Origin of the sequence: Microcella sp., from assembly GCF_033763155.1 — a bacterium.
Classification (GTDB): Bacteria; Actinomycetota; Actinomycetes; order Actinomycetales; family Microbacteriaceae; genus Microcella.
The window spans coordinates 14673-37287 of sequence record NZ_JANRKZ010000202.1 but is presented as its reverse complement, the minus strand read 5'-3'; the positions used below and the strand labels follow the sequence as shown (position 1 = coordinate 37287).

Here is a 22615-nt window from a genome sequence, read left to right as displayed (position 1 = left end):
CTAGCGCGGTCGGGTGACGCGCGACAAGAAGCGAATGTCAGCCGGCGTAGGTCGGGGCAGGAGGCAGCCCGAAGAACTCTTCAAGGGTCGGGTTGCCTTGCGCATGCAGTTCGGCGGCGAGATCGAGGCCAACGTAGCGATAGTGCCACGGCTCAAACTCATAACCCGTAGTCGCGGTCTTGCCGTTTTGGTAGCGCAGCGTGAAGCCGAACCGGTAAGCGTTCGCGGCGAGCCACTGCCCGTGCGCCGTGTCGGCGAAGCACTGGTCGAGCGAGCACGAGGCCGGCGATGCCCCAATGTCAATCGCGAAGCCCGTCTGGTGTTCGCTGTGCCCGGGGCGCGCGCTCGTGAGGTCGGCGCCGGCCTGACCGAGGCTATTGACGAAGCCGTTGTAGATGCGCGTCTGGCTGTCGAAGCTGCGGTAGGCGCTTTCGAGGCGCAATGTCAGGCCCGCCTCGCTGAGCGCCGCGGCGAACATCGCTTCGGCAGCGGCGGCCGTTTCGGCGCGCATGAGCATGTCTTGAGTCGCCGGAATGTTCGCTTGCACGAGGTCACCTGGCACATAGGTCGTGGGGTTGAGCGGCCGCATTTTGTTGACGACGACCCAGATGCTGGTGGGGTCGTCGATCGAGTACTGCGCCGTGTCGAAGGTCGGCGTCGGAGTGGGGGTCGGCGTGGGCGTCGGGGTCGCCGTCGCCGTCGGCGTAGGGTCAAGAACAAGGGGCTCACGCTCGACCGCGCAGCCACCCAAGACAAGGGTTACGGTCATGCCGAGAACGACACCAGAGAGAGCAGCACGAGTCACAGAGCGAGCCTACTGGGCCGCCGTCGACGTCGAGCGACGCCCATTCGCGCCCACTCGTGTCGTGCAAGACATGGGTGCTGACCAGCCATTTCATGTTTTTCTGGAACAGTCGTTGACATTGCTGGTGCAACGTGCGTAGTGTTCGACTCAATGTGAGAGCGCTCTCACAACCACCACATGAGAGCGCTCTCATCCACACCACACCCACGCACACAAAGGAGTGACCGTGAATCTTTCACGACGCAGCACTGCGGCAGCCGCCATCGCGGGCGCCGCAGCATTCGCCCTTCTCGCCTCGGGCTGCAGCTCGACCGAGACGCCCGAGGCCGGGGGTGACATCACCCTCACGGTCGCCACGTTCAACGACTTCGGCTACACCGACGAGTTGTTCGCGCAGTACGAAGCCGAGAACCCCGGCGTCACGATCGTGCACAACCGCGCGGCAACCTCGAACGAAGCCCGCGACAACTTCTTCACGAAGCTCGGCGCCGGCAGCGGCCTCGCCGACATCGAGGCTGTCGAGGTCGACTGGTTCGCCGAGATGATGCAGTACAGCGACAAGCTCGCCGACCTGAGCGACCCCGAACTGGCTGACCGCTGGGTCGACTGGAAGACCGCTGCGGCGACGGATGCGAACGGCCGCTTGGTCGCCTACGGCACCGACATCGGCCCCGAGGCCGTCTGCTACCGCTCTGACCTGTTCGCTGCGGCTGGCCTGCCCACCGACCGCGAAGAGGTTGCTGCGTTGCTCGAGGGCGACTGGGACACCTACTTCGAGGTCGGCCAGGAGTACGTCGACGCGACCGGCGCTGCCTGGTTCGACTCGGCCGGAGCCACCTACCAGGGCATGATCAACCAGGTTGAGTTCGCCTACGAAGAGGCTGACGGAACCGTCATCGCCACGGAGAACCCCGAGGTCGAGCAGATCTTCACCGACGTGCTCACCGCCAGCAGCACCCTCTCGGCCCACCTCGGCCAGTGGAGTGACGACTGGTTCGCGGGTCTCTCGAACGGCGCGTTCGCGACGATGCTCTGCCCCGGCTGGATGCTCGGCGTCATCTCGGGCAACGCTCCAGACGTGACCGGCTGGGACGTTGCCAACGTCTTCCCCGGTGGCGGCGGAAACTGGGGCGGTTCGTACCTGACCGTTCCCGCCCAGGGCGAGAACATCGAGGCTGCGACGAAGCTCGCCGCCTGGTTGACCGCTCCGGAGCAGCAGCTGTCGGCGTTCGCCGCAGCGGGCACCTTCCCGAGCCAGGTTGAGGCCTACGAGTCGGAGGAGCTCACGAGCGCCACCAACGAGTACTTCAACAACGCGCCGGTCGGCCAGATTCTCATCGAGCGTTCGCAGGCCATCGAGGTCGCGCCGTTCAAGAGCGTCAAGTACTTCCCGATCAACGACGCACTGCAGAAGGCGCTGACCCGCGTCGACGTGGATGGCTCGCAGAGCATCCAAGAGTCGTGGGATCAGTTCGTCGCTGACGTCGCGGCGCTCGGCTAGCCACATCCTGCACCACCCGGGGCCGCTCTCCTCCTCCATGGCGAGCGGCCCCGGCCACACCACCCCCTTGATGACCACCGTCGTTCACAGGAGAACCACCATGTCGAAGACCGCCGCCTGGCCGCCCACGCAGCCGCAGAAAGAACGATCGGTTCGCCGCATCGCTTTCTCGCAGACGCTGTCGCGGTGGGACGTCAAGATCTCGCCCTATCTCTACATCTCGCCGTTCTTCATCCTCTTCGCCATCACCGGCTTGTTCCCGCTCGTCTACACGGCGTGGGTCTCGGTGCACGAGTGGAACCTCATCGGCGGCCAAGGCGACTTCGTGGGCTTCGACAACTTTGCCTTCGTGCTCTCGCAGCCGCCGTTCTGGATCGCCCTGCGCAACACCTTCTCGATCTTCTTGATCTCGGCCGTGCCGCAGGTTGCCTTCGCCCTGCTGATCGCCGCCGTGCTCGACCGCAACCTGCGGGCAAAGACCTTTTGGCGCATGGGCGTCTTGCTGCCCTACGTGGTAGCCCCCGTTGCCGTCACCCTCATCTTCAGCAACATGTTCGGTGACCAGTACGGGCTCATCAACAATCTGCTCGGCAACATCGGGCTCGACCCGATCGGCTGGCACTCCGATGTTGTGGCGAGTCACATCGCGATCGCCACGATGGTCAACTTCCGCTGGACGGGCTACACCGCCCTCATCTTGCTCGCCGCTATGCAGGCCATTCCGCGTGACTACTACGAGGCCTCGATGATCGATGGAGCCGGCATCGTGCGGCAGTTCTTCTCGATCACGATCCCCCAGCTGCGGCCCACGCTCATCTTCGTGATCGTCACGTCGACGATTGGTGGCTTGCAGATCTTTGACGAGCCGCGTCTCTACGACCAATACGGCCAGGGCGGCGCCAACAACCAGTGGATGACCATCACGATCTACCTCTACAACCTCGGCTGGGGCCAGCTGAACTTCGGTCGCGCGGCTGCTGTGGCGTGGCTCTTGTTCCTCATCATCGTGCTGGTCAGCTTGATCAACGTGGCCATCACTCGATCGATTGCGAAGGCATCATGACCGGCACCGGACTTCTCGAACGCCGCCCCCGTCGCCGCGGGCTCGCCAACGGGCAACGCCCCGGCTGGATGGCCTACGGCTTCCTCACCGCGGTCATGCTCGGCTCGATGTTTCCGATCTACTGGTCGTTTCTCATCGGCTCGGGTGATGCATCCACCATCAATCAGCAAGACATCGTGTGGTGGCCGGGGGGCAACTTCCTCCCCAACGCGGCCGCCGTGCTCGAGAGCGACAGCGTCAACTTCTGGCGCGCGATCGGCAACTCGATTATCGTCTCGAGTGTTGTGGCGGCATCCGTCGTCTTGTTCTCGACGCTCGCGGGATACACCTTCGCCAAGCTACGCTTTCGCGGCCGCGACGGCCTGCTGATCTTCGTGATCGCGACGATGGCGGTGCCGACCCAACTCGGCGTCGTGCCGCTGTTCATCGCGATGAGCCAACTGCAACTCGCGGGCACCCTGTGGGCCGTGATCTTGCCCGCGATGGTGAGTGCCTTCGGTGTGTTCTGGATGACGCAGTACCTCGCCCAGGCGCTGCCCTATGAGCTCATCGAAGCAGCGCGCGTTGATGGTGCCAGCATGATTCGCACCTTCTGGTCGGTCGCCTTGCCGGCGGCCCGACCTGCGGCCGCCATGCTCGCGCTCTTCACCTTCATCGCCACGTGGACCAACTTCTTCTGGCCGTTCATCGTGCTCGACCGCCAGAACCCCACGCTGCCCGTTGCTCTCTCGTTGCTGCAGAGCAACTACTTCGTTGACTACTCGGTCGTCATGGCGGGTGTCATCTTGAGCACGATTCCGCTGCTCATTCTGTTCATCGTCACCGGCCGCCACCTCGTGAGCGGCATCATGCAAGGAGCTGTCAAGGGATGACCGCCCAGACGTCTGCGTCGCTCTCGACGCACACCTCATCGCGCCCGATTCCGTCGGACTTTCGGCTGGGAGTCGCGACCGCGGCCTACCAAATCGAAGGCGCAACGCACCGCGATGGCCGAGCCGACTCGATTTGGGATGCCTTCTGCCGCGTTCCCGGTGCCGTCGTGGGCGGCGACAACGGGGACCGCGCGTGCGAGCACTACGACCGCTACCGCGACGACGTCGCGCTCATGAGCGACCTTGGCGTGCAGGTCTATCGCTTCAGTACCTCGTGGGCGCGCGTGCAGCCCGATGGGCGCACCGCCAACGCCGCGGGCCTCGACTTCTACAGCCGACTCGTCGATGAGCTGCTCGGAGCGGGCATCACTCCCTGGCTCACGCTCTACCACTGGGATCTTCCGCAGGCGCTCGAAGAAACGGGTGGCTGGCCTGCGCGCGACACCGCCCTGCGGTTCGCCGACTATGCGGCCGACGTGCACAGCGCGCTGGGCGACCGCATCGTCAACTGGACGACCTTGAACGAGCCCTGGTGCTCGGCCTTCTTGGGTTATTTGAGCGGGGAGCACGCGCCGGGCATCCAAAACCCCCAAGCGTCGCTTGATGCCGCACACCACCTGTTGCTCGGGCACGGCCTCGCGACGCAACGACTGCGCGAACTCGGACCCGACTTGAGCCTCGGCATCACCCTCAACATGACCGTGGCTGACCCCGTCGACCCGACGAGCGCAGGGGATGTCGACGCTGCTCGCCGCATCGACGCGCAGCACAACCGGCTCTTTCTCGACCCGATCTTCCGTGGCGAGTACCCGGCCGATCTCATTGCTGATCTGGATGCGCGCGGGCTGCACCTGCCAGTGCTCGACGGCGACCTCGCCGCGATCGCGACTCCCATCGACGCCCTCGGCATCAACTACTACAACGGCCAAGCGGTCAGCGTGCTGCCGCCGGTCGATGCGCCGCTGAATAACGCCGCGCCGTCTGAGCGCGTCAAGCTCTCGCCGTTTCCGGCGGGCGACGGCGTGCACACGCACCCGCGCGGCCTGCCGACCACGGTCATGAACTGGGAAGTTCAGCCCGACGGCCTGACACGGTTGCTCGTGCGCATTGACGAGGAGTACACGCGCGAGGCCGGGGTCACTCTCTATGTGACGGAAAACGGCGCGGCCTACACCGACGTCGTCGGGCCTGACGGCTCGGTTGACGACCGCGACCGCGCGGAGTTTTTGCGGCTGCACGTCGACGCGATTCTCGACGCAATCGACGCCGGAGTGAACGTCAAGGGCTATTTCTACTGGTCGCTCATGGACAACTTCGAGTGGGCCTGGGGCTACGACAAGCGATTCGGGCTCGTGCGTGTCGACTATGAGTCACAAGAGCGAACGGTGAAATCGAGCGGGCGGCTGTATCAATCGATGATCGCGTCGCGCAGCGTGCCGCGGCACGCTGGCTAGGATTCAGCCATGACGGCCGAAAGTTCGAGCGGGCGCGTCGCCCCCACGCTCGAGATGGTCGCCGAGCGCGCGGGAGTGTCGCGAGCGACGGTCTCGCGCGTGGTCAATGGCTCACCGCGCGTGAGCGACGACACGGTTGCGGCGGTGACCGCAGCGATCGAAGCGCTTCACTACACCCCCAACCGCGCGGCCCGGTCGCTTGCCAACCGGCGCTCGATGGCCATTGCCCTCGTGATTCCCGAAGACACCTCGCGCTTCTTCGGCGACCCGTACTTTGCGGCCATCGTGCAAGGCATCTCGACCGTGCTTGACGAGACGGGCTACGTGCTCAATCTGCACCTCGCGAGCTCGAGCGGCTCGTTCGACAAGACCCTGGCTTATCTGCAGGGCGGCAACGCCGACGGAGCCCTTGTGGTGTCACATCACACGGGCGACCACGTTCTTGCGCAACTGGGCACGAGCATCCCCGTCGTTTTCGGCGGTCGGCCCCTCGACCCGCAGGCCACGACGAGCTATTTCGTCGACGTCGACAACGCTCTCGCGGCCGCGGCCGGAACCCAGTACCTCATCGATCAGGGTCGGCGCCGAATCGGCACGATTGCGGGGCCCGATGACATGCCCGCTGGCATCGACCGGTTGGCGGGCTGGCGCACTGCGATGACGGATGCGGGGCTCGCGTCTGACGCGATCGTGCACGGTGACTTCTCCCTCGCCGGTGGAGTGCATGCGGCCCGCGAGCTGCTCGATGCCCACCCCGGCCTCGACGCGATCTTCGTGGCGAGCGACCTCATGGCCATGGGTGCCGTTTCGGTGCTGCGCGAGCGAGGAATCGCCGTGCCTGAGCAGGTTGCGGTCATGGGCTTCGATGATTCGCCCGCAGCGCTCGCGAGCGAGATTCCCCTCACGACGGTGCGCCAGCCCTCGGTCGAGCAAGGCGAGCGCATGGCCCGCATCTTGCTCGGTTTGCTCGACGGCGAGACCTTGCCGCGCCGCCACATCATGCCGACCGAGATCGTCGTTCGCGCCAGCGCCTAAGCTCGGCGGCTACCCTGGTGCCATGACTCGCGGTCGCGCCATTCTGTCGGCAGTGCTCGTTGCGCTCGGGGCGCTCGCCTACGGCGCATCGCCGATCGACATCATTCCTGAGTTGCTCACCGGCCCCCTCGGCCTCGCCGACGATCTCGCGGTGTGGGTCGGCGCGGGCGTCGCAATCTGGAAGCTCTTGTCGGGCAGCAAGCCCGCGCCGGGCACCACACCGCCTGCTGGCGAACAGCCGCCCGCTGCGCAACCCGCCGCCGAGCAGCCGCGGTGGGAGCAGAAACTGCCGGAGTAGGGTTCGACCATGAGCCTCACGGTCATTCACGAACCCGACGCCGATCGCTATGCCGCCTATGACGGCGATGAGCTGCAGGGTTGGATCGTGTACGACCGCGTGGGCTCGACCATGCGGCTGTTGCACGCCGAGGTTCCGCCCCTCATGCGCAACAAGGGAGTAGGCGGCGAGGTTGTGCGCGCGATTCTCGACGACCTGAGGGTCTCGACGACCGACCGAGTTCAGCCGTTCTGCGGTTTCGTCGTCATGTGGATGCGCCGGCATCCCGAATACGCCGACCTCACGACGCGCTAGGCACGTCCAGGGTCGCCCGGCACCCGTCGTCGGTCCATTGGAAGTGCAGCGGTATGCGCTGAAAGTAGGCGAGTTCTCCCCACGCCCACTCGAGAGTCACTTCAGATAGTTGTATTCCGTCGCGTGGAGCGGTGCGGGTGAGTTCAACCACAAGAACTGTTGGCTCGAACCCCACAACCGCGCTGGAACCATTCGCTGCAAGTAGTGCGGTGAGCGACCGTCGTTCTTCGCGACTCAGCGACGCGATCGACTCGCCCTCGAATGAGGTGACGGCGGCTATCGACATAGCTTCGCTCTCGACGGGCTCAACGCCCACGTAGGTTTCTTTGTCGAGCGCGGACAGCTGAACCTCGAGCAGGGCGCTGTTCGACCCCGACTGTGACCTACAACTCACCGACGTGATCGTGAAGCCTTCCGCTGATTTCGCCGAGAACAGAAGGAACACGCCACCCCACACGGCCATGGAGAGCGCCCAAATGACGAGAAGCGGGATGACCACGATGGCCACGAGAGAGATCACGACAACGATTGCCTGCGCGCCACGGCTGCGAGCCGTGGCCGTGCTGACGACATCGACGGGCTCGTTGAAGAGGTCCATGAGAGGACTCTTGCAGACGATCACATTGGTCGGTGCGCTTGTTTCCTGATCGTGATGGGCGCCCGAACTACAGGCGAATGGTCCCTCGGTAGCGGTCGGGGGCATCCGGATCGGCGTCTGCCGACAGCATGCCCGCATGGCCGTCTCCGGGGATCGGCGCGGGCGCGGGCAACGAGGTCTGGCGGTCGCGCTCGAGCTGCGCTTCGTGGCGCGTGGGCGCGAAGACTTCGTCGAGCGACCCCACGAGGCCCGCGGTCGATCCGCCACGACGGCCGTTGCCGCGCAGGTCGATGTAGCCGAGACGCTGGGCGATCGCGCCCAGCACGATTGCCGCGGTCACGATGAGCAACCAACCCCACCACGCGATCACGGTGCGAGCCTAGCCGCCGAGCCCTGCCGCACGGTCAGTCGCGCAGCGGAAGAACGATCGGGCGGTCGGATGCTCCCAGGCGGTGAATCTGCACATCGAGCCCATAGACCCGCCCGACACGGTCGGCCGTCATGACCTCGTGCGGGGTGCCGACGGCGTCAAGCCGGCCGTGGTCAAGCAGGGCGATGCGATCGGCGTATGCCCCAGCGAGCGAGAGGTCGTGCACCACGACCACTACCGCGCGGCCGTCGGCGGCCAAGCGACGCGCAAGGCGCATGACGTCTTCTTGGTGGCGCAAGTCGAGGGCCGCCGTCGGCTCGTCGAGGAACACGATGGGTGTGGTCTGAGCAAGCACGCGAGCGAGCGACACGCGCGCCTGCTCGCCGCCACTGAGGCTCGTGAAGCGACGGCCCAAGAGGTGCGTGATGTCGGTGGCCTCGATGGCCTCGGTGACGGCACGTTGGTCGTCGGCGAGCTCGGCGCTGCGCATCCACGGGCTGCGCCCCATCTGCACGATCTCGATGACGCGAAACGGAAAACTCACGGTGTTCGCTTGCGAGAGCACCGCCCGGCGACGCGCGAGCTCGAGCGGTCGATAGCTGTGCACGGCACGACCCATGAGGTCGACTGTGCCCTCAGTGGGCCGCAGGTCTCCGCTCAACACCGAGAGCAGCGTCGACTTGCCAGCGCCGTTGGGCCCGACGAGGGCGAGCACCTCACCACTGCGCACCTCGAGGTCGACGGCTGCGAGAATCTCACGATCATCGCGGCTCACCCGCACGGCGCGCGCGGCGATCATGACTGACGATGTGCTCATGCCCACCCCCCGCTGCGACGACGTTGGCGGTAGAGCAACCAGAAGAAGAACGGGCCACCCACAAGCGAGGTGAGCATGCCGATGGGCAGCTCCGCTCCGGCGATCAGGGTGCGCGTGAGCAAGTCAGCGACCACGAGCAGGGCACCACCCCCAACGGCACTCGCGAGAATGAGGCCGCGGTGAGCAGGGCCGATGATCATGCGAATGAGGTGCGGAACGACGAGGCCGACGAACGCGATGATGCCCGTGAAGGCCACGGCGGCTCCGGTCAGCAGCGCGACAAGCACAATCGAGACGAGCCTGAGTCGCTCGACGTCAACGCCGAGATGGCGGGCATTGCGCTCGCCGAGCGCGAGCAGGTCATAGCGTCGCGCGAGCACGAGCGCCAGCGCGATGCCCACCGCGGCGACCACGGCGACGAGCGCCACCTGATCCCAGCGCGACCCACCGAGCGACCCCAGCTGCCAGAAGACGATCTGCTCGCGGCTTGCGGTGTCGGCGGCGAAGAGCACGAACGCGATGCCCGCTTGCGCAATGGCGTTGACCGCGATTCCCGTGAGCAGCAGCGTCACGACCTCGGTGCGCCCACCCGCGCGCGCGACGGCATAGACGAGCAGCGTCGCCAGCAAGCCACCGATGAACGCGAAGAGGGCCACGCCCGGGCCCCCGAGAACGGAGACACCGAGCGCAATGGCGGCCGACGCGCCCAGTGCGGCTCCCGACGAGACACCCACGACGCCGGGCTCGGCCAACGGGTTACCGAAGACTGCTTGCATGACGGCGCCGGCCACGGCGAGCGCCGCGCCGACCGCAAGCCCCATGACGATTCGCGGAAACCGCACGACCCACAGCGTCGACTCAACGATCGGGTCGGTCGGCGCCCACGCCGTATCGATACCGATCGCGCGCAGCAGCGACCCCGCCACTTCGGTGGGCGTGATCGGCAGTTGCCCCGTGATGGCCGACAGCACGATGCCGCCGACGAGCACGCCGGCGAGCAAGAGGATGAGGGCGAGCGCCCGGATGCGCGGACTCACGGCACTCGATACAACCACTCGTGCGTGGAGAACTTCTCGGCCACGAGGCGATTGGCGCGCTCGAGTTCGGCTTCAGTAATGACGCTCTCGGTGAGCCCGTTCTGGGCGCGGAACGTCGCCACGAGTCGGTCGATGATCTCGTCACGCGCGAGGCCCGTTTGCGATTTGAGCGGGTCGACGCGCTTATTGGCGCTCGCAATGCCCTTGTCGCTGAGCTTCTCGCGGCCGATACGCAGCACCTCGACCATGCGATCCCCATCCATGTCATAGGCCATCGTCACGTGGTGCAGCACGGCACCCGAGCCGAGGCGTTTCTGCGCGGCCCCGCCGATCTTGCCGCTCGGGCTCGTGATGTCGTTGAGCGGTTGGTACGAGGCCTCGATGCCCAGCCCCTTGAGAGCCGTGATGACCCACTCGTCGAGAAAGGCGTACGAGTCGGCGAAGCTCATGCCCTGCACGAGAGCCGTGGGCGCATAGAGCGAATACGTGATCGCGGATGCTGGCTCGATGAACATCGCGCCACCCCCCGAAATGCGGCGCACCACCTCGAAGCCGTACTTCTGCGCGTTCTCGAGGTCGACCTCATTGCGCACACTCTGGAACGAGCCGATCACGACCGCGGGGCTCGACCACTCCCAGATGCGCAGGGTCGGGCCACGGCGTCCGTCGCCAACCTCTTCGGCGAGCACTTGATCCATGGCCATCTGCTGCAGGGGAGCCAGCGCGGGCCCGCGGAGCAACTGCCACTCGTAATCCGCGAAGGTCGTGGCGCTCGAGAGCGCGCGACGCACGGTCGTGGCCACGGCCTCGGGGCTGAAACCGAGCAGTACGGCGCCGGGCGGAAGGGCATCCCGAACCGCGACCGTGAGAGTGGCGGCATCGGTATCGGCGGCAAGCCCGAGCACGGCGGCCTCGATCGCGGGGATGGTCTCGTCGGGTTCGACGAAGAAGTCTCCGGCCAAGCGGAACGCGCTGATGCGACCGTCGGTCACGTCGAGGTCGACGACGACGAGCTTGCCGCCGGGAACCTTGAATTCTCCGTGCAGCGTGTCAGCGGGCATAGCCCCAGCCTATTCGTCGGTGGCGAGGGGCCGTGCGGGGTCGGCCGCGTACTGCGACCACGATCCGGCGTAGAGGCGGCCGGGGGCGAGGCCGGCGTGCTCGAGGGCGAGCAGGGTATGGCACGCGGTGACTCCCGAGCCGCAGTAGCTGATCACTGGCAAATCGGCGGCCCCGAGCGCCGTCAGGCGGTCGCGCAGAGTGTCGACGTCGAGCAGGGTTCCGTCGGCGGCCACGTTGTCGCGGCACGAGAGGCTCTGGGCACCGGGAATGTGCCCCGCGCGGGCATCCACGGGCTCGGTCTCGCCGCGGTAGCGGTCGATTGTGCGGGCATCGAGCACGAGCGCCGAGCCGTCGGCCGCGGCGCGCTGAGTTTCGTCGATCGAGGCGAGCGCGGCATCCGGCCACGATCGCGCGGTGAAGGATGCGGGGCGCACGTCGCGCGCACCTCGCTCGAGCTCGGCATCCGGGTGTGCCCGCCGCCACGCGTCGATGCCGCCATCGAGCACGGCGGCCTCGAGCCCGAGGGTGCGGAGCATTCACACCAAGCGCGAGGCAATCACTCCCCCGGCGTCGTCGTACGCCACGACGATCGACGTGTCACCGATGCCTGCCGCGCTCATGCCGGCGGCGAACACCTCGGGATCGGGCAAGGGGTGTCGTCCGGCGGCTGCCGACGGTGGCCCGGCGAGCCAGCGATCGAGCTCAACGAACACGGCCCCGGGAATGTGACCGGCGGCGAAGGCCTCCGCGCCCGACCGGCCATCGAGGTACCAACGCGTGTCGACCACGACGGCGCGCTGGGCTGCGTCGTCGACGAGACGATCGAGCGCCGTGGAATCGACGAAGGGGGCGATCATGGCCACCAGTTCAAACGCTAGGAGAAGAGGCGGTTGTTCAGCCAAGCAATGAGGTCAGCGCGCACCTCGGCCTGGTTCGTCTCGTTGAAGACCTCGTGGCGCGCACCGGGGTAGACGATGAGTTCGACGTCGCTGAGGGCACCGCGCTTGAGGTAGGCATCCGCCAGCTTCTTGGCGCTCTTCTCGCCACCCAACGGGTCGTCGTCGCCCACCATGATGAGCAGAGGCACGGGCGGCTGCACACGCTTGGGCGTGCCGAACAAGCGCAGGCCGTCGGCGAGGCCGAAGAGCTGCAAGACCTTCGCGTCGGTCGTGAGCGGGTCGGCGACGAATGCCGCCGACACGGCGGGGTCGCGGCTGAGCCACTCGGCGCCCGTCGTGCCGAGGTGCTTGTGGCGGTGGTTCAGGTCGCCGCCGTACATGTCGAGTGGCGTGCGCAGGGCGGTTCCCGTGAGCACGACGGCGTTCCAGGGATGCTCACCCGCGTTGAGCAGGTTCTGCACCATGAGCGAGCCCCACGAGTGGCCGAGCATCGTGAAGGGAAGGCCGGGGTACTCGGCCTTCGCGAGCTCCGTCAGGTCGAGGAGGTTCTGCTGGGTGGCCCGCAGGCCACCGACGCCCAGCTTGCCGATCTTGGAGAGGTCGCCCTTCCAGTACTCGACACCCGTCGCGCCGTGGCCGCGGTGGTCATCGGCGTAGACGGCGTAGCCCGCCGCGACGAGGTCGTGAGCGAGCAACTCGTAGCGCAACGCGTGCTCACCGACGCCGTGCGCGAGCTGCACAATGCCCTTCGGCTTACCCGGGGCCCACACATAGAAGTGCACCGACACCCCGTGGGAGTCGGTGAAGGTGCGGTGTTGACGCTCGGCAGTAATCTTCGGCATTGAAGGCCTCCTGGGCTCGATCTTATGAGCAGTGCGACCCTGCCGCACTCACGCTTCGCGCATGATCTCGACCGTCACGAACAGCTTCGAGCTCGAGGTGCCCGCTGGAGGCGCGCTAAGCGTTATCAACAATCACTTGATTTGAGATTGTCACTTCGCAACGCTGGGCTCTACACTCGAGTAAGTAGCTAGAGGTGAAACAGTCCTCTGAGCGCTGATTCCAGAGCCCACGCCTTTGTGCGTGGGTTTCTGTGTTTCGGAACTATTCTCGTCTATATGTTGCTCGCGTACATCGATGAAGTGGGCGAGCCTGGGGCATTCGTTTCTCGAACGGACGCCCGCTACAACACCAGCCCCGCGTTCGGCTACGCCGGCTTCGTGATTAGCGAATCGGCCGCTCGTCGAATGGGTGAGGTTTTCACGTTTAAGAAGCGTCAGCTGTTCGCCAGCGAAATCGAGCTCGCAAGCCACCCCGGGCGTTGGGAACGAAAGGGGTCGGAGTTGTTGAGGCCCGACACGCCACAACGGTTCCCACAACACATTCGGGTGCTGAACTTCTTGTTCAAGACATTGACTGCGTTAGGCGGCACCCTCTTCTACTACGCAGAAGAAAAGAAGATTGGCACACCGCGTCAGACTGAGCTTGACCCAGTCCAACGAGAGACCGATGTGATGGGCCAAACCCTGAACAGGCTGTGCCGATACGCCGACGCGAGCGATCAGAATCTTCTCGTCATGATTGATCAAGTGAATGAAAAGACCCGGGCGGAACGACTTCCAACGATGTACGGCCACATACTCGGGCGAGCAGCTATGTACCCAGAGATGAAACGAATCGTTGAGCCTCCAATGCACATCGACAGCGTGCTGAGTGCCAACATCCAGTTCGCAGACTGGGTGGCGGCGACGGTGAGCCGGGCGGTCGACAATCAATTGATTCGCGAATCCCGCTACCCCTGGGCCAACTATCGCGATGGTTTCAAGGCCATACGTGGAGCATTCACCCGCGAGTCGAAGCTCTTCCTTCGAAATCGATCGATCGAGCACCTCCATCACTCAGAACTTTTCCAGGTCGAGCGACCACTGTTCCCTCGAGCAGCTGGGCAACTGCTCCAAGACCAGGTGGATCCAGCGGTCTTTCGCAGGATCAAAGCTGCGGCTGAACGAGCGCGATCGCGAGACGGCGGAAGCTAGCCCAGTGCGACCCCGCCGCACTCACGCTTCGCGCGTGATCTCGACCGTCACGAACAGCTTCGAGCTCGAGGTGCCCGCATAGACACCGCGCAGCGGCGGAACGTCGCGGTAGTCACGGCCGCGACCCACGATGACGTGACGGTCGCGAATCTCGAGCATGTTGGTGGGGTCGAAACCGTGCCACTCGCCGTCGAACCACTCGACCCAGGCGTGCGACTCGCCGGCGATGGTTTCGCCGATCTGGGGCTCGCGCGAGGGGTGCAGGTAACCGCTGACGTAGCGGGCCGGGATTCCGATTGACCGCAGGGCCCCGAGCGCGAGGTGCGTGATGTCTTGGCAGACACCTTTCTTGTGCATCCACGCCTCGGCGGCCGTTGTGTGCACACCCGTGATTCCCGACATGTACTGCACTTCGTCGTAGATCCACTGGCAGATCTCTCGGGCCGCCGCCTCGGGGTTGGCCGCGACGGCGGCGAACTCGCGCGCGCGATCCGCAACCTCGGCGGGGGGCGCCGTGAGCTTGGTTTGCACGGTGTTTTCGACCGAGCTCACGGTCTTCTCGACGGCGATGGCCAGGTCGGCCCAACTGATCGATCCCTCGGTCGAGCCACGAGGGCGCAATTCAACGAGACTGTCGGCCGTGAGCGAGAGTTCTTGGTGCTGTTCGAGTTGCTCAAACGCCGCAACGCGCGTGCCGAAATAGTCGACGTAGTGGTGCTGCGACGAGCTCGGGCTGATCGCGAGGTGGGAGTGCAGCACGACCTGACCGTCAGAGCTCGCGGGCAGCATGCGCGCCTCGTTGTACGACGCCGTGGCGTTGCCCTTGTAGTGGTAGCCGGTGATGTGCCGGATGCGCAGGCGGTTCATGTTTTCTCTGCCACCCAACTCGGCGCCGCGTTGGTCGGGAAGTACCGGTGCCGCACGGCTTCGCTCGTGGCGCTCGTGGCCAGTTGCACAGCATCCATGTGTCGCTGCAAGTCGTCGAGAATCTCGGCGATCGGTCGGTACTCGAGTTCGCTGCGAATCTGACCCAATTGCCGCAGGGCCTGGTCGCCGATGCCGGCGCGATCGCTGCGCGGTTCGATGTCGCGCAAGCACTGCTCGGCACGCGTGACCGCAAAAAGAATCGAGCGCGGAAACAGTCGGTCGAGCAGCAAGAATTCGGCGGCATTCTTGGCGCTCGGTACGCCGCGGTAGGTGCGCAAATATGCCTCGTAGGCGCCGACGCTGCGCAGGATCGTGGTCCACGAGGGGCCGGATGCCTCGGTGAGCGAGCGTGTCGCCAGCAAGCGGGCGGTCATGTCGGCACGTTCGAGCGAGCGGCCGAGCGTGAAGAACGAGTAGGCCTCGTCGCGGCTCGTCGCCGATTCGACGATGCCCACGGCGAGCGCCGAACGCTCGCGCACCCAGCCGAAGAACTCGTGCACCTTTTCGGGAGCAACCTTGCGCGGCATGCGCGCCCGCGTGGTGTTCAGCACCTCCCACAGCTCGGTGCTCACGACCTCGCGCGCGCGCCGAGCGTTTTCACGAGCCGCTCCCAGTGAGTAGGCAATCGACGCGGGATGCGAGCGGTCGACCGCGAGAATCGCGAGCACGTCGGCCCGCGTAATCGCGTGGCCGGGCTCGACGTCGCTGCCCATGACACTCAAGAGCGAACGGCACGCGGTGTCTTCGTCGATCCACGGGTCTTCGAGCAGCAACTGCAAGTGCACGTCGAGAATGCGCGCTGTGCCGTCGGAGCGCTCGACATAACGCCCAATCCAGAACAGGCTTTCAGCAATCCGGCTCAGCATTTCTTGACCCCCCGCGAAGATGCGAGAGCCTCGTTGCTCAACGATGTGACAGAAGACGTGGACTGTTGTTGTTGTTCTTGTTGCGCCCGCCGCGGATCGTCTTGCGGGTTGTGGTCAACCTCGTGCACGAGGGCGTCAGAAATGATCGGAATCGCCTGCGTCACGGTCGCTTGCTCGGCCACGATGCCTTGCACGTCGTGACTGTCCGCAACCATCGGCAGTTGGCCGACGACCCAGGTGTCTTTTGAGCCGCCGCCCTGGCTCGAGTTGACGACGAGTTGCCCCTCGGGCAGCGCGACGCGCGTGAGACCGCCAGGCAGCACCCACACGTCGCGGCCGTCGTTGACGGCGAAGGGCCGAAGGTCGGCATGGCGCGGCCGCATGCCCTCGTCAACGAGGGTCGGGATAGTCGAGAGCTGAACGACCGGCTGCGCGATCCACCCGCGGGGGTCTTCTTGCAGGCGCATCCGCAATTCATCGAGTTCGGCGGCGCTGGCCGCTGGGCCCACCACGAGGCCCTTGCCGCCCGAGCCATCGACGGGCTTGACGACGAGCTCGTGCAGGCGGTCGAGCACCTCTTCGAGCGAGTCCGGCTCTTCGAGCCGCCACGTGTCGACGTTGGGAATGATGGGGTCTTCGTTGAGGAAGTAGCGCACGAGGTCGGGCAGATAGGTGTAGACGAGCTTGTCGTCGGCCACGCCGTTGCCCACGGCGTTGGTGATCGTGACGTTGCCGAGGCGCGCGGCGAGCATGAGGCCCGGCGTGCCGAGCATCGAGTCAGCGCGAAACGTGAGCGGGTCGAGAAACTCGTCGTCGACGCGGCGATAGATGACGTCGACACGCTGCGGGCCCGCGGTCGTCCGCATGAACACGCGACCGCCCGAACAGTAGAGGTCGCGGCCCTCAACGAGTTCGACGCCCATGAGGCGCGCGAGCAGCGTGTGCTCGAAGTAGGCCGAGTTGTAGACACCGGGTGTGAGCACGACGACGGTCGGGTCGTCAACGCCGGCGGGGGCGGATGCCCGCAGCGCGTCAAGCAACCGCGTCGGGTAATCGCCCACGGGGCGCACGCGCATCGACACGAAGAGTTCGGGCAGCGTCTGCCCCATGACGCGGCGGTTTGAGATGACGTAGCTCACGCCACTCGGAACCCGCACGTTGTCTTCGAGCACGCGCCACGTGCCGTGCTCATCGCGGATGAGGTCGATGCCCGAGACCTGAATGCGCACGCCGTTGGCACTCTCGATGCCCGCGGCCGAGCGGTGATAGTGGCTCGAGCTCGAGATGAGCCGCGCGGGAATCACCCCGTCGGCAATGCAGCGCTGCGGGCCGTAGACGTCGGTGAGAAAGGCTTCGAGCGCGCGCACGCGCTGGGCAACCCCGGCCTCGAGGTGGCTCCACTCGGCGCGTTCGATGACGCGCGGCACAGCATCCAGCGGAAACGGCCGCTCTTCGCCCGCGAAGTCGAACGTGACGCCTTGCGCAAGGTAGCTCGACGCGAGGGCCTCGGTGCGACCGCGCAGTTCTTCTTGCGACATTTGCGCGAGAGCCGCGTGAATCTGCCGGTAGGGCATGCGCACGTCGCTGTCGGGCGTGAACATCTCGTCGAAGGCGACGGCCGTTCCCGTACGGGCGGCGGTCGCCGCATACCCGTCAAAGAGGTCGGCCATGACGAGAGCCTAGTCGCGGCGTGTTGCGGCGATGTTTCGCAGGATGCTCGCCGCGCGACCCCCGCCAGCCCGAGGTGCGCTCGGCCCGCGCTTAGGCAGTTGCCGCGGCCGCGAGGTCGCGCTCAAACTGCTCGACCACATCGCGGTGGCAGAGCTCGGTCGCCTCGGTCGTGGCCGTCGCTACACCGGCCGCAACGCCCGCGCGGAATGCCGCCGCGAGGTCGTGGCCCTGGGCAAGCCGCAACACGAGCGCCGCGAGAAAACTGTCGCCCGCGCCGACGGTTGAGCGCACGGTGATGGGCGGCGAGGCGAGACGCGTGACCGAATCGGCCGTGACGAGCACGGCGCCGTCGCCGCCGAGGGTGAGCGCAACGACCTCGACGCGGCCGCGGCCCACGAGCTCGCGCGCGGCCTCGATCTTCTCGTCGATCGTGAGGGTGGGAGCCCCCAGAAGCTCACCGAGCTCACGGCCTGAGGGCTTCACGAGATATACGCCCTCGGCGACGACCTCGGCGAGCGCGGCACCCGACGCATCAACGACACACCGCACGCCCAGTTCGCGGGCGCGCCGAGCGATGCGCGCGTAGAAGTCGTCGGGAACGCCGGGCGCAAGTGACCCGCTCGGCACAACGTAACCGCCGAGGTGCATCGCCGCTTCGGTGGCACTCACGCACTGTTGCCACTCGGCTTCACTCACGGTCGGGCCCTGCAAGACGAAGCGGAACTGCTGGCCCGTCGACGTCTCGTCGATCGTGATGTTCTCGCGCGTCGACCCCTCGATCGCGATTGCCCGCCCGATGATTCCCTCGGCCTCAAGCAATTGGCGATAGGCCTGACCCGTGGCGCCGCCAACCGCATAGATGGCCGTCGAGTGACCGCCAAGCCGTTCGATCACCCGGCTGACATTGACGCCGCCCCCACCCGCGTCGACACGACTCGGGCCACAGCGCATCTTGTGCTCGGGCTGCACCGCCTCAGTGCTCGTGCTGACGTCGAGCGCGGGGTTCACGGTGAGCGTGACGATGGGGGCCGGATGAGCGGCGGATGCTGCAGGGCTGTGCGCCATGCCCTCAGGCTAGTGACCGCTGCGCGCAAACGCCGCGGCATAAGCGGCGCGAACCTGGGGCTGCGACGGATGCTCGACCGAAGCATGCAGCGCGAGCGGCCACTCGGGGCTCGCGCCGAGCAGCACCCCGGCCGCTTGCCGCGCGGCCCCGCGAGCCACGTACTCCCCCGGCTCGGGCACCACGACCGGAAGCCCGAGCACGGCCGACGCGATCGCGGGCACCGCCCGCGATCGGGCCGCGCCCCCCACGAGCAGCAAGCGCCGGGGGTGCAGGCCGTGGCGCGCGATGGCGTCGAGTCCGTCGGCGAGGCCGCACAGCATCCCCTCGATGGCGGCGCGCGCGAGGTTTTCGCGGGTCGTCGACGTGAGGGTCAGGCCGCTCAGCGTCGCGGTCGCGTCAGGCAGGTTGGGGGTGCGCTCGCCGTCGAAGTAGGGCAGCAGCACGACTCCGCCGGCGCCGGGCTCGGCCGCGAGTGCGAGGTCGGCGAGGCCGTCGTGGTCGACGCCGAGCAGCCCCGCGACCGAGTCGAGCACGCGCGCGGCGTTGAGCGTGGCGACGAGGGGCAAGAAGTCACCCGCGGCATCGGCGAAGCCCGCGACCGTGCCCGACTCATCGGTGACGGGCTCGGGGCTCACGGCGAAAACCGTTCCGCTCGTGCCGATCGAGATGACAACGTCGCCGGGGCCGGCGCCGAGGCCGAGGGCCGCTGCGGCGTTGTCTCCCGCACCGGGGCCGACGAGCACGCCCGCGCGCGAACCGCGCAGCGACGGCGTCGCCGCGTCGACCGTGACCCAGTCAGCAGGCTGCAGCACGCGCGGCAGAATCACCGCGTTACCGGCTGACGCCCCGTGCGGGTCGGCTTCGCGGGCCGGGCGACCGAGGGCGAGCGCGAACAACTCGAGGTCATACTCGCCCGAGGCAGGAGACCAGTAGGCCGTGCCACTCGCGTCGGAGCGGTCGGTCACGAGTTCATCGAGCACGGGACCGAGCGGGCTTTCGCCGAGGGGGCCGTAGCCGCGCAGTCGCCAGGTCAGCCAGTCGTGGGGCAGGGCGACGGCCGCGATCGTCGGCACGAGGTGCGGCTCGTGATCGCGCATCCAGCGCAGCTTCGTTGCTGTGAACGAGGCTACGGGCACCGATCCGGTGCACGCGGCGTAGGCGGCGGCACCCACCTCGGCCACGAGGTCGGCGGCGGCGGCGGCCGAGCGGGTGTCATTCCAGAGCAGGGCATCGCGCACCACACGACCCTCGGCATCGAGTGCGACGAGCCCGTGCTGCTGGCCGCCGACCGCGATCGCCTCAACATCGGCAAGCCCGCCCGCCTCGTCCACCGCCGCGATGAACGCGGCCCACCACGCGGCGGGGTCGACCGACGTGCCATCCGGATGCGGCGCGCGCCCCTCGCGCACGGTCGCCCCCGTCGCAGCCTCGACGATGAGCACCTTGCAGCTCTGCGTCGAGGTGTCGACGCCCGCGACCAGGGTCATCGTCAGCGGGCACCCATGAGGTGCTCTGCAGCGAGCTGCTGCAGGTGCACAAACCCGAACCCGCGACCGTTGAAGTACGAGCCCGAGTCGAAGTTTTCAAACGCCGACGCGTCGGCGAGCAAGTCGTCGACCGTCTCCCCCGCGCCGAGCGTGGGCTGCGCAAGCTCGTCGACGCGCGCCGCGGCGAGCGCCGCCTGCACCTCGGGGTCGGCGCGGAACGCCTTGGCGCGCTCCTTGAGCAACAGGTAGGTGCGCATGTTCGCGGCGGCCGAGGCCCACACGCCGGTCTCGTCTTCGGTGCGGCTGGGCTTGTAGTCGAAGTGTCGGGGGCCGTCGTAGGCGCGGCCACCACCAGGCCCGCCGTTCTCGAGCAGGTCAACGAGCGAGAACGCGTTGTGCAGGTCGCCGTGGCCGAAGACGAGGTCTTGGTCGTACTTGATGCCGCGCTGACCGTTGAGGTCGATATGGAACAGCTTGCCCGCCTCGAGCGCCTGGGCGATGCCGGCCGTGAAGTTGAGGCCCGCCATCTGCTCGTGCCCGACCTCGGGGTTGAGGCCGACGAGCTCAGGGTGCTCGAGCGTCTCGATGAAGGCCATCGCGTGACCGACGGTCGGCAGCAGAATGTCGCCCCGCGGCTCGTTGGGCTTGGGCTCGATCGCGAAGCGGATTCCGTAGCCCTTGTCGATCACGTACTGCGTCAGCAGGTTGACGGCCTCGCGGTAGCGCGCGATCGCCGAGCGCACATCTTTCGCCGCGTCATACTCAGCACCCTCACGCCCGCCCCACATCACGAAGGTGTGCGCGCCCAGCTCGGCGGCGAGGTCGAGGTTGCGCAACACCTTGCGCAGCGCGAACCGGCGCACGGCGCGGTCGTTTGAGGTGAACCCGCCGTCTTTGAACACGGGCGCGCTGAACAGGTTGGTCGTGATCATGGGCACCTTCAGGCCCGTGGATGCCGTGGCCGCGATCAAGCGATCGATCTGCGTGCGCCGCTCGGCATCCGTCGAGCCGAAGGCGAAGAGGTCGTCGTCGTGCAGCGTGAGGCCGTAGGCACCCAGTTCGGTGAGCCTCTCAACGACGTGCACGACGTCGAGCGCGGCGCGCGTGGGCCCGCCGAAGGGATCGGCGCCGTTGTAGCCGACGGTCCAGAGGCCGAAGGTGAAGTGGTCGGCGGGGGTCGGCGTGAGGGCCATGAGCGACTTCTTTCTGCGCTGAAAGGTATATGTTGTGAAGCACAACGTATCACCCGAGGGCGGGGCGCGCCAGACTGGATGCATGGTGACCTCACGAGCGGCGACGGATGCCGGCCGAGTGCGCCAGCGCAACCTCGCGGCGGTGCTTCAGCTTGTGCACCACAGCCGCGGAGTCACCCGCGCCGACCTCACCCGCGCGCTCGGCCTCAACCGCTCGACCATCGGTGATCTCGTCGCGGCCCTCGCCGAGGCGCACTGGGTCGACGAGGTCGACGACGCGCCGCGCGAAGGCGTCGGCCGGCCAAGCCCGCGCGTTGTGCCGCGACGCGACCGACTCGTCGCGGCGATCAACCCCGAACTCGATGCCGTCGACGTCGCACTCGTCGCGCTCGGGGGGCGCGTGGTCGCGCGGCGCCGGGTGGTGATCGACTCGCCTGCGGTCGACCAGGCCGTGAGTCTTGCGGCGCGCGTGGTCGGTGAGCTCGCGAGCGAGCATCCGTCGTCGCGGGTGGTGGCAGCGGCCGCCGCGATTCCCGGACTCGTGCGCACCGACGACGGTGTCGTGCGTTTCGCCCCGCACCTGGGCTGGCGCGAAGAAGCGTTTGCCGAGCCCCTCGCGCGCGCGCTCGGCGTGCCGGCCTTCGCCGCCAACGACGCGCAACTCGGCTGCCGCGCCGAGCTCGCGTTCGGCGCCGGACTCGGCGCGCGCACCATGGTGTACCTCAACGGCGGAGCGAGCGGCATCGGCGGCGGCATCGTCATGAGCGGCCAGCTCGTCGAGGGCCGGGATGGCCACGCGGGCGAATTCGGCCACCTCAGCGTCGACCCCCTCGGGCCCGTGTGCGCGTGCGGTGCCCGCGGCTGCCTCGAAGCTGTGGTGTCGCGCGCGCACCTTGTGGAGACTCTCGGCCTCGAGCACCCCGACGACGTCGAACTCGAGGCCGCCCTCAGCGCAGCGGATTCCTCGATCACCGACCCCATCGTGGCCGACCAGTTCGCGGCGCTTCGCGTCGCGCTGCGCACGATCTCGACGATGGTCAATCCCGAACTCATCGTGCTCGGCGGGTACCTCGCAACGCTGTGGGCCGCTGCGTCGACCGACGGCCGTCGCGCCGTGCTCGCCGAGGCGCTGCCCGCGATCGCGGCCGACGTGCGCATCCAGCCCGCGGCCCTCGGGTCATCGCGCCTGTTGATCGGCGCGGGCGAACTGGCGTGGGCCCACATCGTGAGCGATCCCCTCGCGGGGTAGGCGGGCGCGACGACC

24 protein-coding genes are annotated in these 22615 nt (G+C 67.0%); 9 read left to right on the top strand and 15 right to left on the bottom strand.

Translation table 11 applies throughout. The annotated features are described in order from the left end of the window. Positions 1–37 precede the first annotated feature (37 nt). A complete protein-coding gene (locus SFU54_RS08795) occupies positions 38–805 on the bottom strand; it encodes a M15 family metallopeptidase (RefSeq protein WP_319015906.1) in 768 nt (255 codons plus the stop codon). 226 nt (positions 806–1031) lie between these two features. On the opposite strand from SFU54_RS08795, the gene SFU54_RS08790 reads away from it, so the two are divergent. From SFU54_RS08790 to SFU54_RS08760, 7 genes are all read left to right on the top strand, one after another. Then, positions 1032–2306 (top strand): ABC transporter substrate-binding protein, encoded by a 1275-nt coding sequence (locus SFU54_RS08790; RefSeq protein WP_319015905.1) that lies wholly within the window; start codon positions 1032–1034, stop codon positions 2304–2306. Positions 2307–2406: 100 nt separating this feature from the next. After that, complete coding sequence (locus SFU54_RS08785) at positions 2407–3369, top strand: sugar ABC transporter permease (protein WP_319015904.1); 963 nt, start codon at positions 2407–2409, stop codon at positions 3367–3369. Then, positions 3366–4241: a carbohydrate ABC transporter permease gene (locus SFU54_RS08780; RefSeq protein WP_319015903.1), complete on the top strand. Its 876-nt coding sequence runs from the start codon at positions 3366–3368 to the stop codon at positions 4239–4241. The genes SFU54_RS08785 and SFU54_RS08780 overlap by 4 nt, the downstream gene beginning before the upstream one ends. Next, positions 4238–5695 (top strand): GH1 family beta-glucosidase, encoded by a 1458-nt coding sequence (locus tag SFU54_RS08775; RefSeq protein ID WP_319015902.1) that lies wholly within the window; start codon positions 4238–4240, stop codon positions 5693–5695. Before SFU54_RS08780 ends, SFU54_RS08775 begins: the two co-directional genes overlap by 4 nt. 9 nt (positions 5696–5704) lie before the next feature. Then, positions 5705–6730, top strand: coding sequence for a LacI family DNA-binding transcriptional regulator (locus SFU54_RS08770; protein ID WP_319015901.1), 1026 nt, complete (start codon positions 5705–5707; stop codon positions 6728–6730). 22 nt (positions 6731–6752) lie between these two features. After that, positions 6753–7028 (top strand): YkvA family protein, encoded by a 276-nt coding sequence (locus SFU54_RS08765; RefSeq protein WP_319015900.1) that lies wholly within the window; start codon positions 6753–6755, stop codon positions 7026–7028. Positions 7029–7037: 9 nt separating this feature from the next. Then, positions 7038–7322, top strand: a complete 285-nt coding sequence (locus SFU54_RS08760; RefSeq protein ID WP_319015899.1) for a GNAT family N-acetyltransferase — start codon at positions 7038–7040, stop codon at positions 7320–7322. Here the strand turns inward: SFU54_RS08760 and SFU54_RS08755 are convergent. The 8 genes from SFU54_RS08755 to SFU54_RS08720 all read right to left on the bottom strand — a co-directional run bounded on the left by SFU54_RS08755 (position 7309) and on the right by SFU54_RS08720 (position 12947). After that, positions 7309–7920 carry a hypothetical protein gene (locus SFU54_RS08755; RefSeq protein ID WP_319015898.1) on the bottom strand — a complete coding sequence of 204 codons (612 nt, stop codon included), beginning with the start codon at positions 7918–7920 and terminating at the stop codon, positions 7309–7311. The two genes, SFU54_RS08760 and SFU54_RS08755, sit on opposite strands and share 14 nt — an antisense overlap. 67 nt (positions 7921–7987) lie before the next feature. Beyond that, positions 7988–8290 (bottom strand): hypothetical protein, encoded by a 303-nt coding sequence (locus SFU54_RS08750; protein WP_319015897.1) that lies wholly within the window; start codon positions 8288–8290, stop codon positions 7988–7990. A 34-nt stretch (positions 8291–8324) separates the two neighbouring features. Then, positions 8325–9107 (bottom strand): heme ABC transporter ATP-binding protein, encoded by a 783-nt coding sequence (locus tag SFU54_RS08745; RefSeq protein ID WP_319015896.1) that lies wholly within the window; start codon positions 9105–9107, stop codon positions 8325–8327. Beyond that, positions 9104–10144, bottom strand: coding sequence for a FecCD family ABC transporter permease (locus SFU54_RS08740; RefSeq protein WP_413466591.1), 1041 nt, complete (start codon positions 10142–10144; stop codon positions 9104–9106). The genes SFU54_RS08745 and SFU54_RS08740 overlap by 4 nt, the downstream gene beginning before the upstream one ends. Further along, entirely contained in the window at positions 10141–11190 is a 1050-nt protein-coding gene (locus SFU54_RS08735; protein WP_319015914.1) for a biotin/lipoate A/B protein ligase family protein, read from the bottom strand. The genes SFU54_RS08740 and SFU54_RS08735 overlap by 4 nt, the downstream gene beginning before the upstream one ends. A gap of 24 nt (positions 11191–11214) precedes the next feature. Further along, positions 11215–11742: a sulfurtransferase gene (locus SFU54_RS08730; RefSeq protein WP_319015894.1), complete on the bottom strand. Its 528-nt coding sequence runs from the start codon at positions 11740–11742 to the stop codon at positions 11215–11217. After that, on the bottom strand, positions 11743–12063 hold the full coding sequence (locus SFU54_RS08725) for a rhodanese-like domain-containing protein (protein WP_319015893.1): 321 nt from the start codon (positions 12061–12063) through the stop codon (positions 11743–11745). It abuts the gene before it with no gap. A 17-nt stretch (positions 12064–12080) separates the two neighbouring features. Continuing rightward, positions 12081–12947 (bottom strand): alpha/beta fold hydrolase, encoded by an 867-nt coding sequence (locus SFU54_RS08720; protein ID WP_319015892.1) that lies wholly within the window; start codon positions 12945–12947, stop codon positions 12081–12083. 276 nt (positions 12948–13223) lie between these two features. Between SFU54_RS08720 and SFU54_RS08715 the strand changes: the two genes are divergently transcribed. Then, positions 13224–14141 (top strand): DUF3800 domain-containing protein, encoded by a 918-nt coding sequence (locus SFU54_RS08715; protein ID WP_319015891.1) that lies wholly within the window; start codon positions 13224–13226, stop codon positions 14139–14141. A 21-nt stretch (positions 14142–14162) separates the two neighbouring features. Here the strand turns inward: SFU54_RS08715 and SFU54_RS08710 are convergent, their stop codons facing one another. From SFU54_RS08710 to xylA, 6 genes are all read right to left on the bottom strand, one after another. Then, complete coding sequence (locus SFU54_RS08710) at positions 14163–15008, bottom strand: transglutaminase family protein (protein ID WP_319015890.1); 846 nt, start codon at positions 15006–15008, stop codon at positions 14163–14165. After that, positions 15005–15934 (bottom strand): alpha-E domain-containing protein, encoded by a 930-nt coding sequence (locus SFU54_RS08705; RefSeq protein ID WP_319015889.1) that lies wholly within the window; start codon positions 15932–15934, stop codon positions 15005–15007. The genes SFU54_RS08710 and SFU54_RS08705 overlap by 4 nt, the downstream gene beginning before the upstream one ends. Continuing rightward, positions 15928–17604, bottom strand: a complete 1677-nt coding sequence (locus SFU54_RS08700; RefSeq protein WP_319015888.1) for a circularly permuted type 2 ATP-grasp protein — start codon at positions 17602–17604, stop codon at positions 15928–15930. The genes SFU54_RS08705 and SFU54_RS08700 overlap by 7 nt, the downstream gene beginning before the upstream one ends. A 91-nt stretch (positions 17605–17695) precedes the next feature. Beyond that, entirely contained in the window at positions 17696–18670 is a 975-nt protein-coding gene (locus SFU54_RS08695; RefSeq protein ID WP_319015887.1) for a 1-phosphofructokinase family hexose kinase, read from the bottom strand. 9 nt (positions 18671–18679) lie between these two features. Continuing rightward, positions 18680–20158, bottom strand: a complete 1479-nt coding sequence (locus SFU54_RS08690; protein WP_319015886.1) for an FGGY family carbohydrate kinase — start codon at positions 20156–20158, stop codon at positions 18680–18682. Positions 20159–20160: 2 nt separating this feature from the next. After that, positions 20161–21351 carry a xylose isomerase gene (gene xylA / locus SFU54_RS08685; RefSeq protein WP_319015885.1) on the bottom strand — a complete coding sequence of 397 codons (1191 nt, stop codon included), beginning with the start codon at positions 21349–21351 and terminating at the stop codon, positions 20161–20163. 82 nt (positions 21352–21433) lie between these two features. Here xylA and SFU54_RS08680 point away from each other — a divergent pair, with 82 nt between their 5' ends. Beyond that, positions 21434–22600: an ROK family protein gene (locus SFU54_RS08680; RefSeq protein WP_319015884.1), complete on the top strand. Its 1167-nt coding sequence runs from the start codon at positions 21434–21436 to the stop codon at positions 22598–22600. Positions 22601–22615: the final 15 nt, after the last annotated feature.

Bases quoted from the DNA above. Each gene is read 5' to 3' on its own strand.
- SFU54_RS08785 (WP_319015904.1), top strand. From the start codon at position 2,407: ATGTCGAAGACCGCCGCCTGGCCGCCCACGCAGCCGCAGAAAGAACGA.
- SFU54_RS08780 (WP_319015903.1), top strand. From the start codon at position 3,366: ATGACCGGCACCGGACTTCTCGAACGCCGCCCCCGTCGCCGCGGGCTC.
- SFU54_RS08775 (WP_319015902.1), top strand. From the start codon at position 4,238: ATGACCGCCCAGACGTCTGCGTCGCTCTCGACGCACACCTCATCGCGC.
- SFU54_RS08770 (WP_319015901.1), top strand. From the start codon at position 5,705: ATGACGGCCGAAAGTTCGAGCGGGCGCGTCGCCCCCACGCTCGAGATG.
- SFU54_RS08765 (WP_319015900.1), top strand. From the start codon at position 6,753: ATGACTCGCGGTCGCGCCATTCTGTCGGCAGTGCTCGTTGCGCTCGGG.
- SFU54_RS08760 (WP_319015899.1), top strand. From the start codon at position 7,038: ATGAGCCTCACGGTCATTCACGAACCCGACGCCGATCGCTATGCCGCC.
- SFU54_RS08755 (WP_319015898.1), bottom strand. From the start codon at position 7,920: ATGGACCTCTTCAACGAGCCCGTCGATGTCGTCAGCACGGCCACGGCT.
- SFU54_RS08745 (WP_319015896.1), bottom strand. From the start codon at position 9,107: ATGAGCACATCGTCAGTCATGATCGCCGCGCGCGCCGTGCGGGTGAGC.
- SFU54_RS08730 (WP_319015894.1), bottom strand. From the start codon at position 11,742: ATGCTCCGCACCCTCGGGCTCGAGGCCGCCGTGCTCGATGGCGGCATC.
- SFU54_RS08725 (WP_319015893.1), bottom strand. From the start codon at position 12,063: ATGATCGCCCCCTTCGTCGATTCCACGGCGCTCGATCGTCTCGTCGAC.
- SFU54_RS08720 (WP_319015892.1), bottom strand. From the start codon at position 12,947: ATGCCGAAGATTACTGCCGAGCGTCAACACCGCACCTTCACCGACTCC.
- SFU54_RS08715 (WP_319015891.1), top strand. From the start codon at position 13,224: ATGTTGCTCGCGTACATCGATGAAGTGGGCGAGCCTGGGGCATTCGTT.
- SFU54_RS08710 (WP_319015890.1), bottom strand. From the start codon at position 15,008: ATGAACCGCCTGCGCATCCGGCACATCACCGGCTACCACTACAAGGGC.
- SFU54_RS08705 (WP_319015889.1), bottom strand. From the start codon at position 15,934: ATGCTGAGCCGGATTGCTGAAAGCCTGTTCTGGATTGGGCGTTATGTC.
- SFU54_RS08700 (WP_319015888.1), bottom strand. From the start codon at position 17,604: ATGGCCGACCTCTTTGACGGGTATGCGGCGACCGCCGCCCGTACGGGA.
- SFU54_RS08695 (WP_319015887.1), bottom strand. From the start codon at position 18,670: ATGGCGCACAGCCCTGCAGCATCCGCCGCTCATCCGGCCCCCATCGTC.
- SFU54_RS08690 (WP_319015886.1), bottom strand. From the start codon at position 20,158: ATGACCCTGGTCGCGGGCGTCGACACCTCGACGCAGAGCTGCAAGGTG.
- xylA (WP_319015885.1), bottom strand. From the start codon at position 21,351: ATGGCCCTCACGCCGACCCCCGCCGACCACTTCACCTTCGGCCTCTGG.
- SFU54_RS08680 (WP_319015884.1), top strand. From the start codon at position 21,434: ATGGTGACCTCACGAGCGGCGACGGATGCCGGCCGAGTGCGCCAGCGC.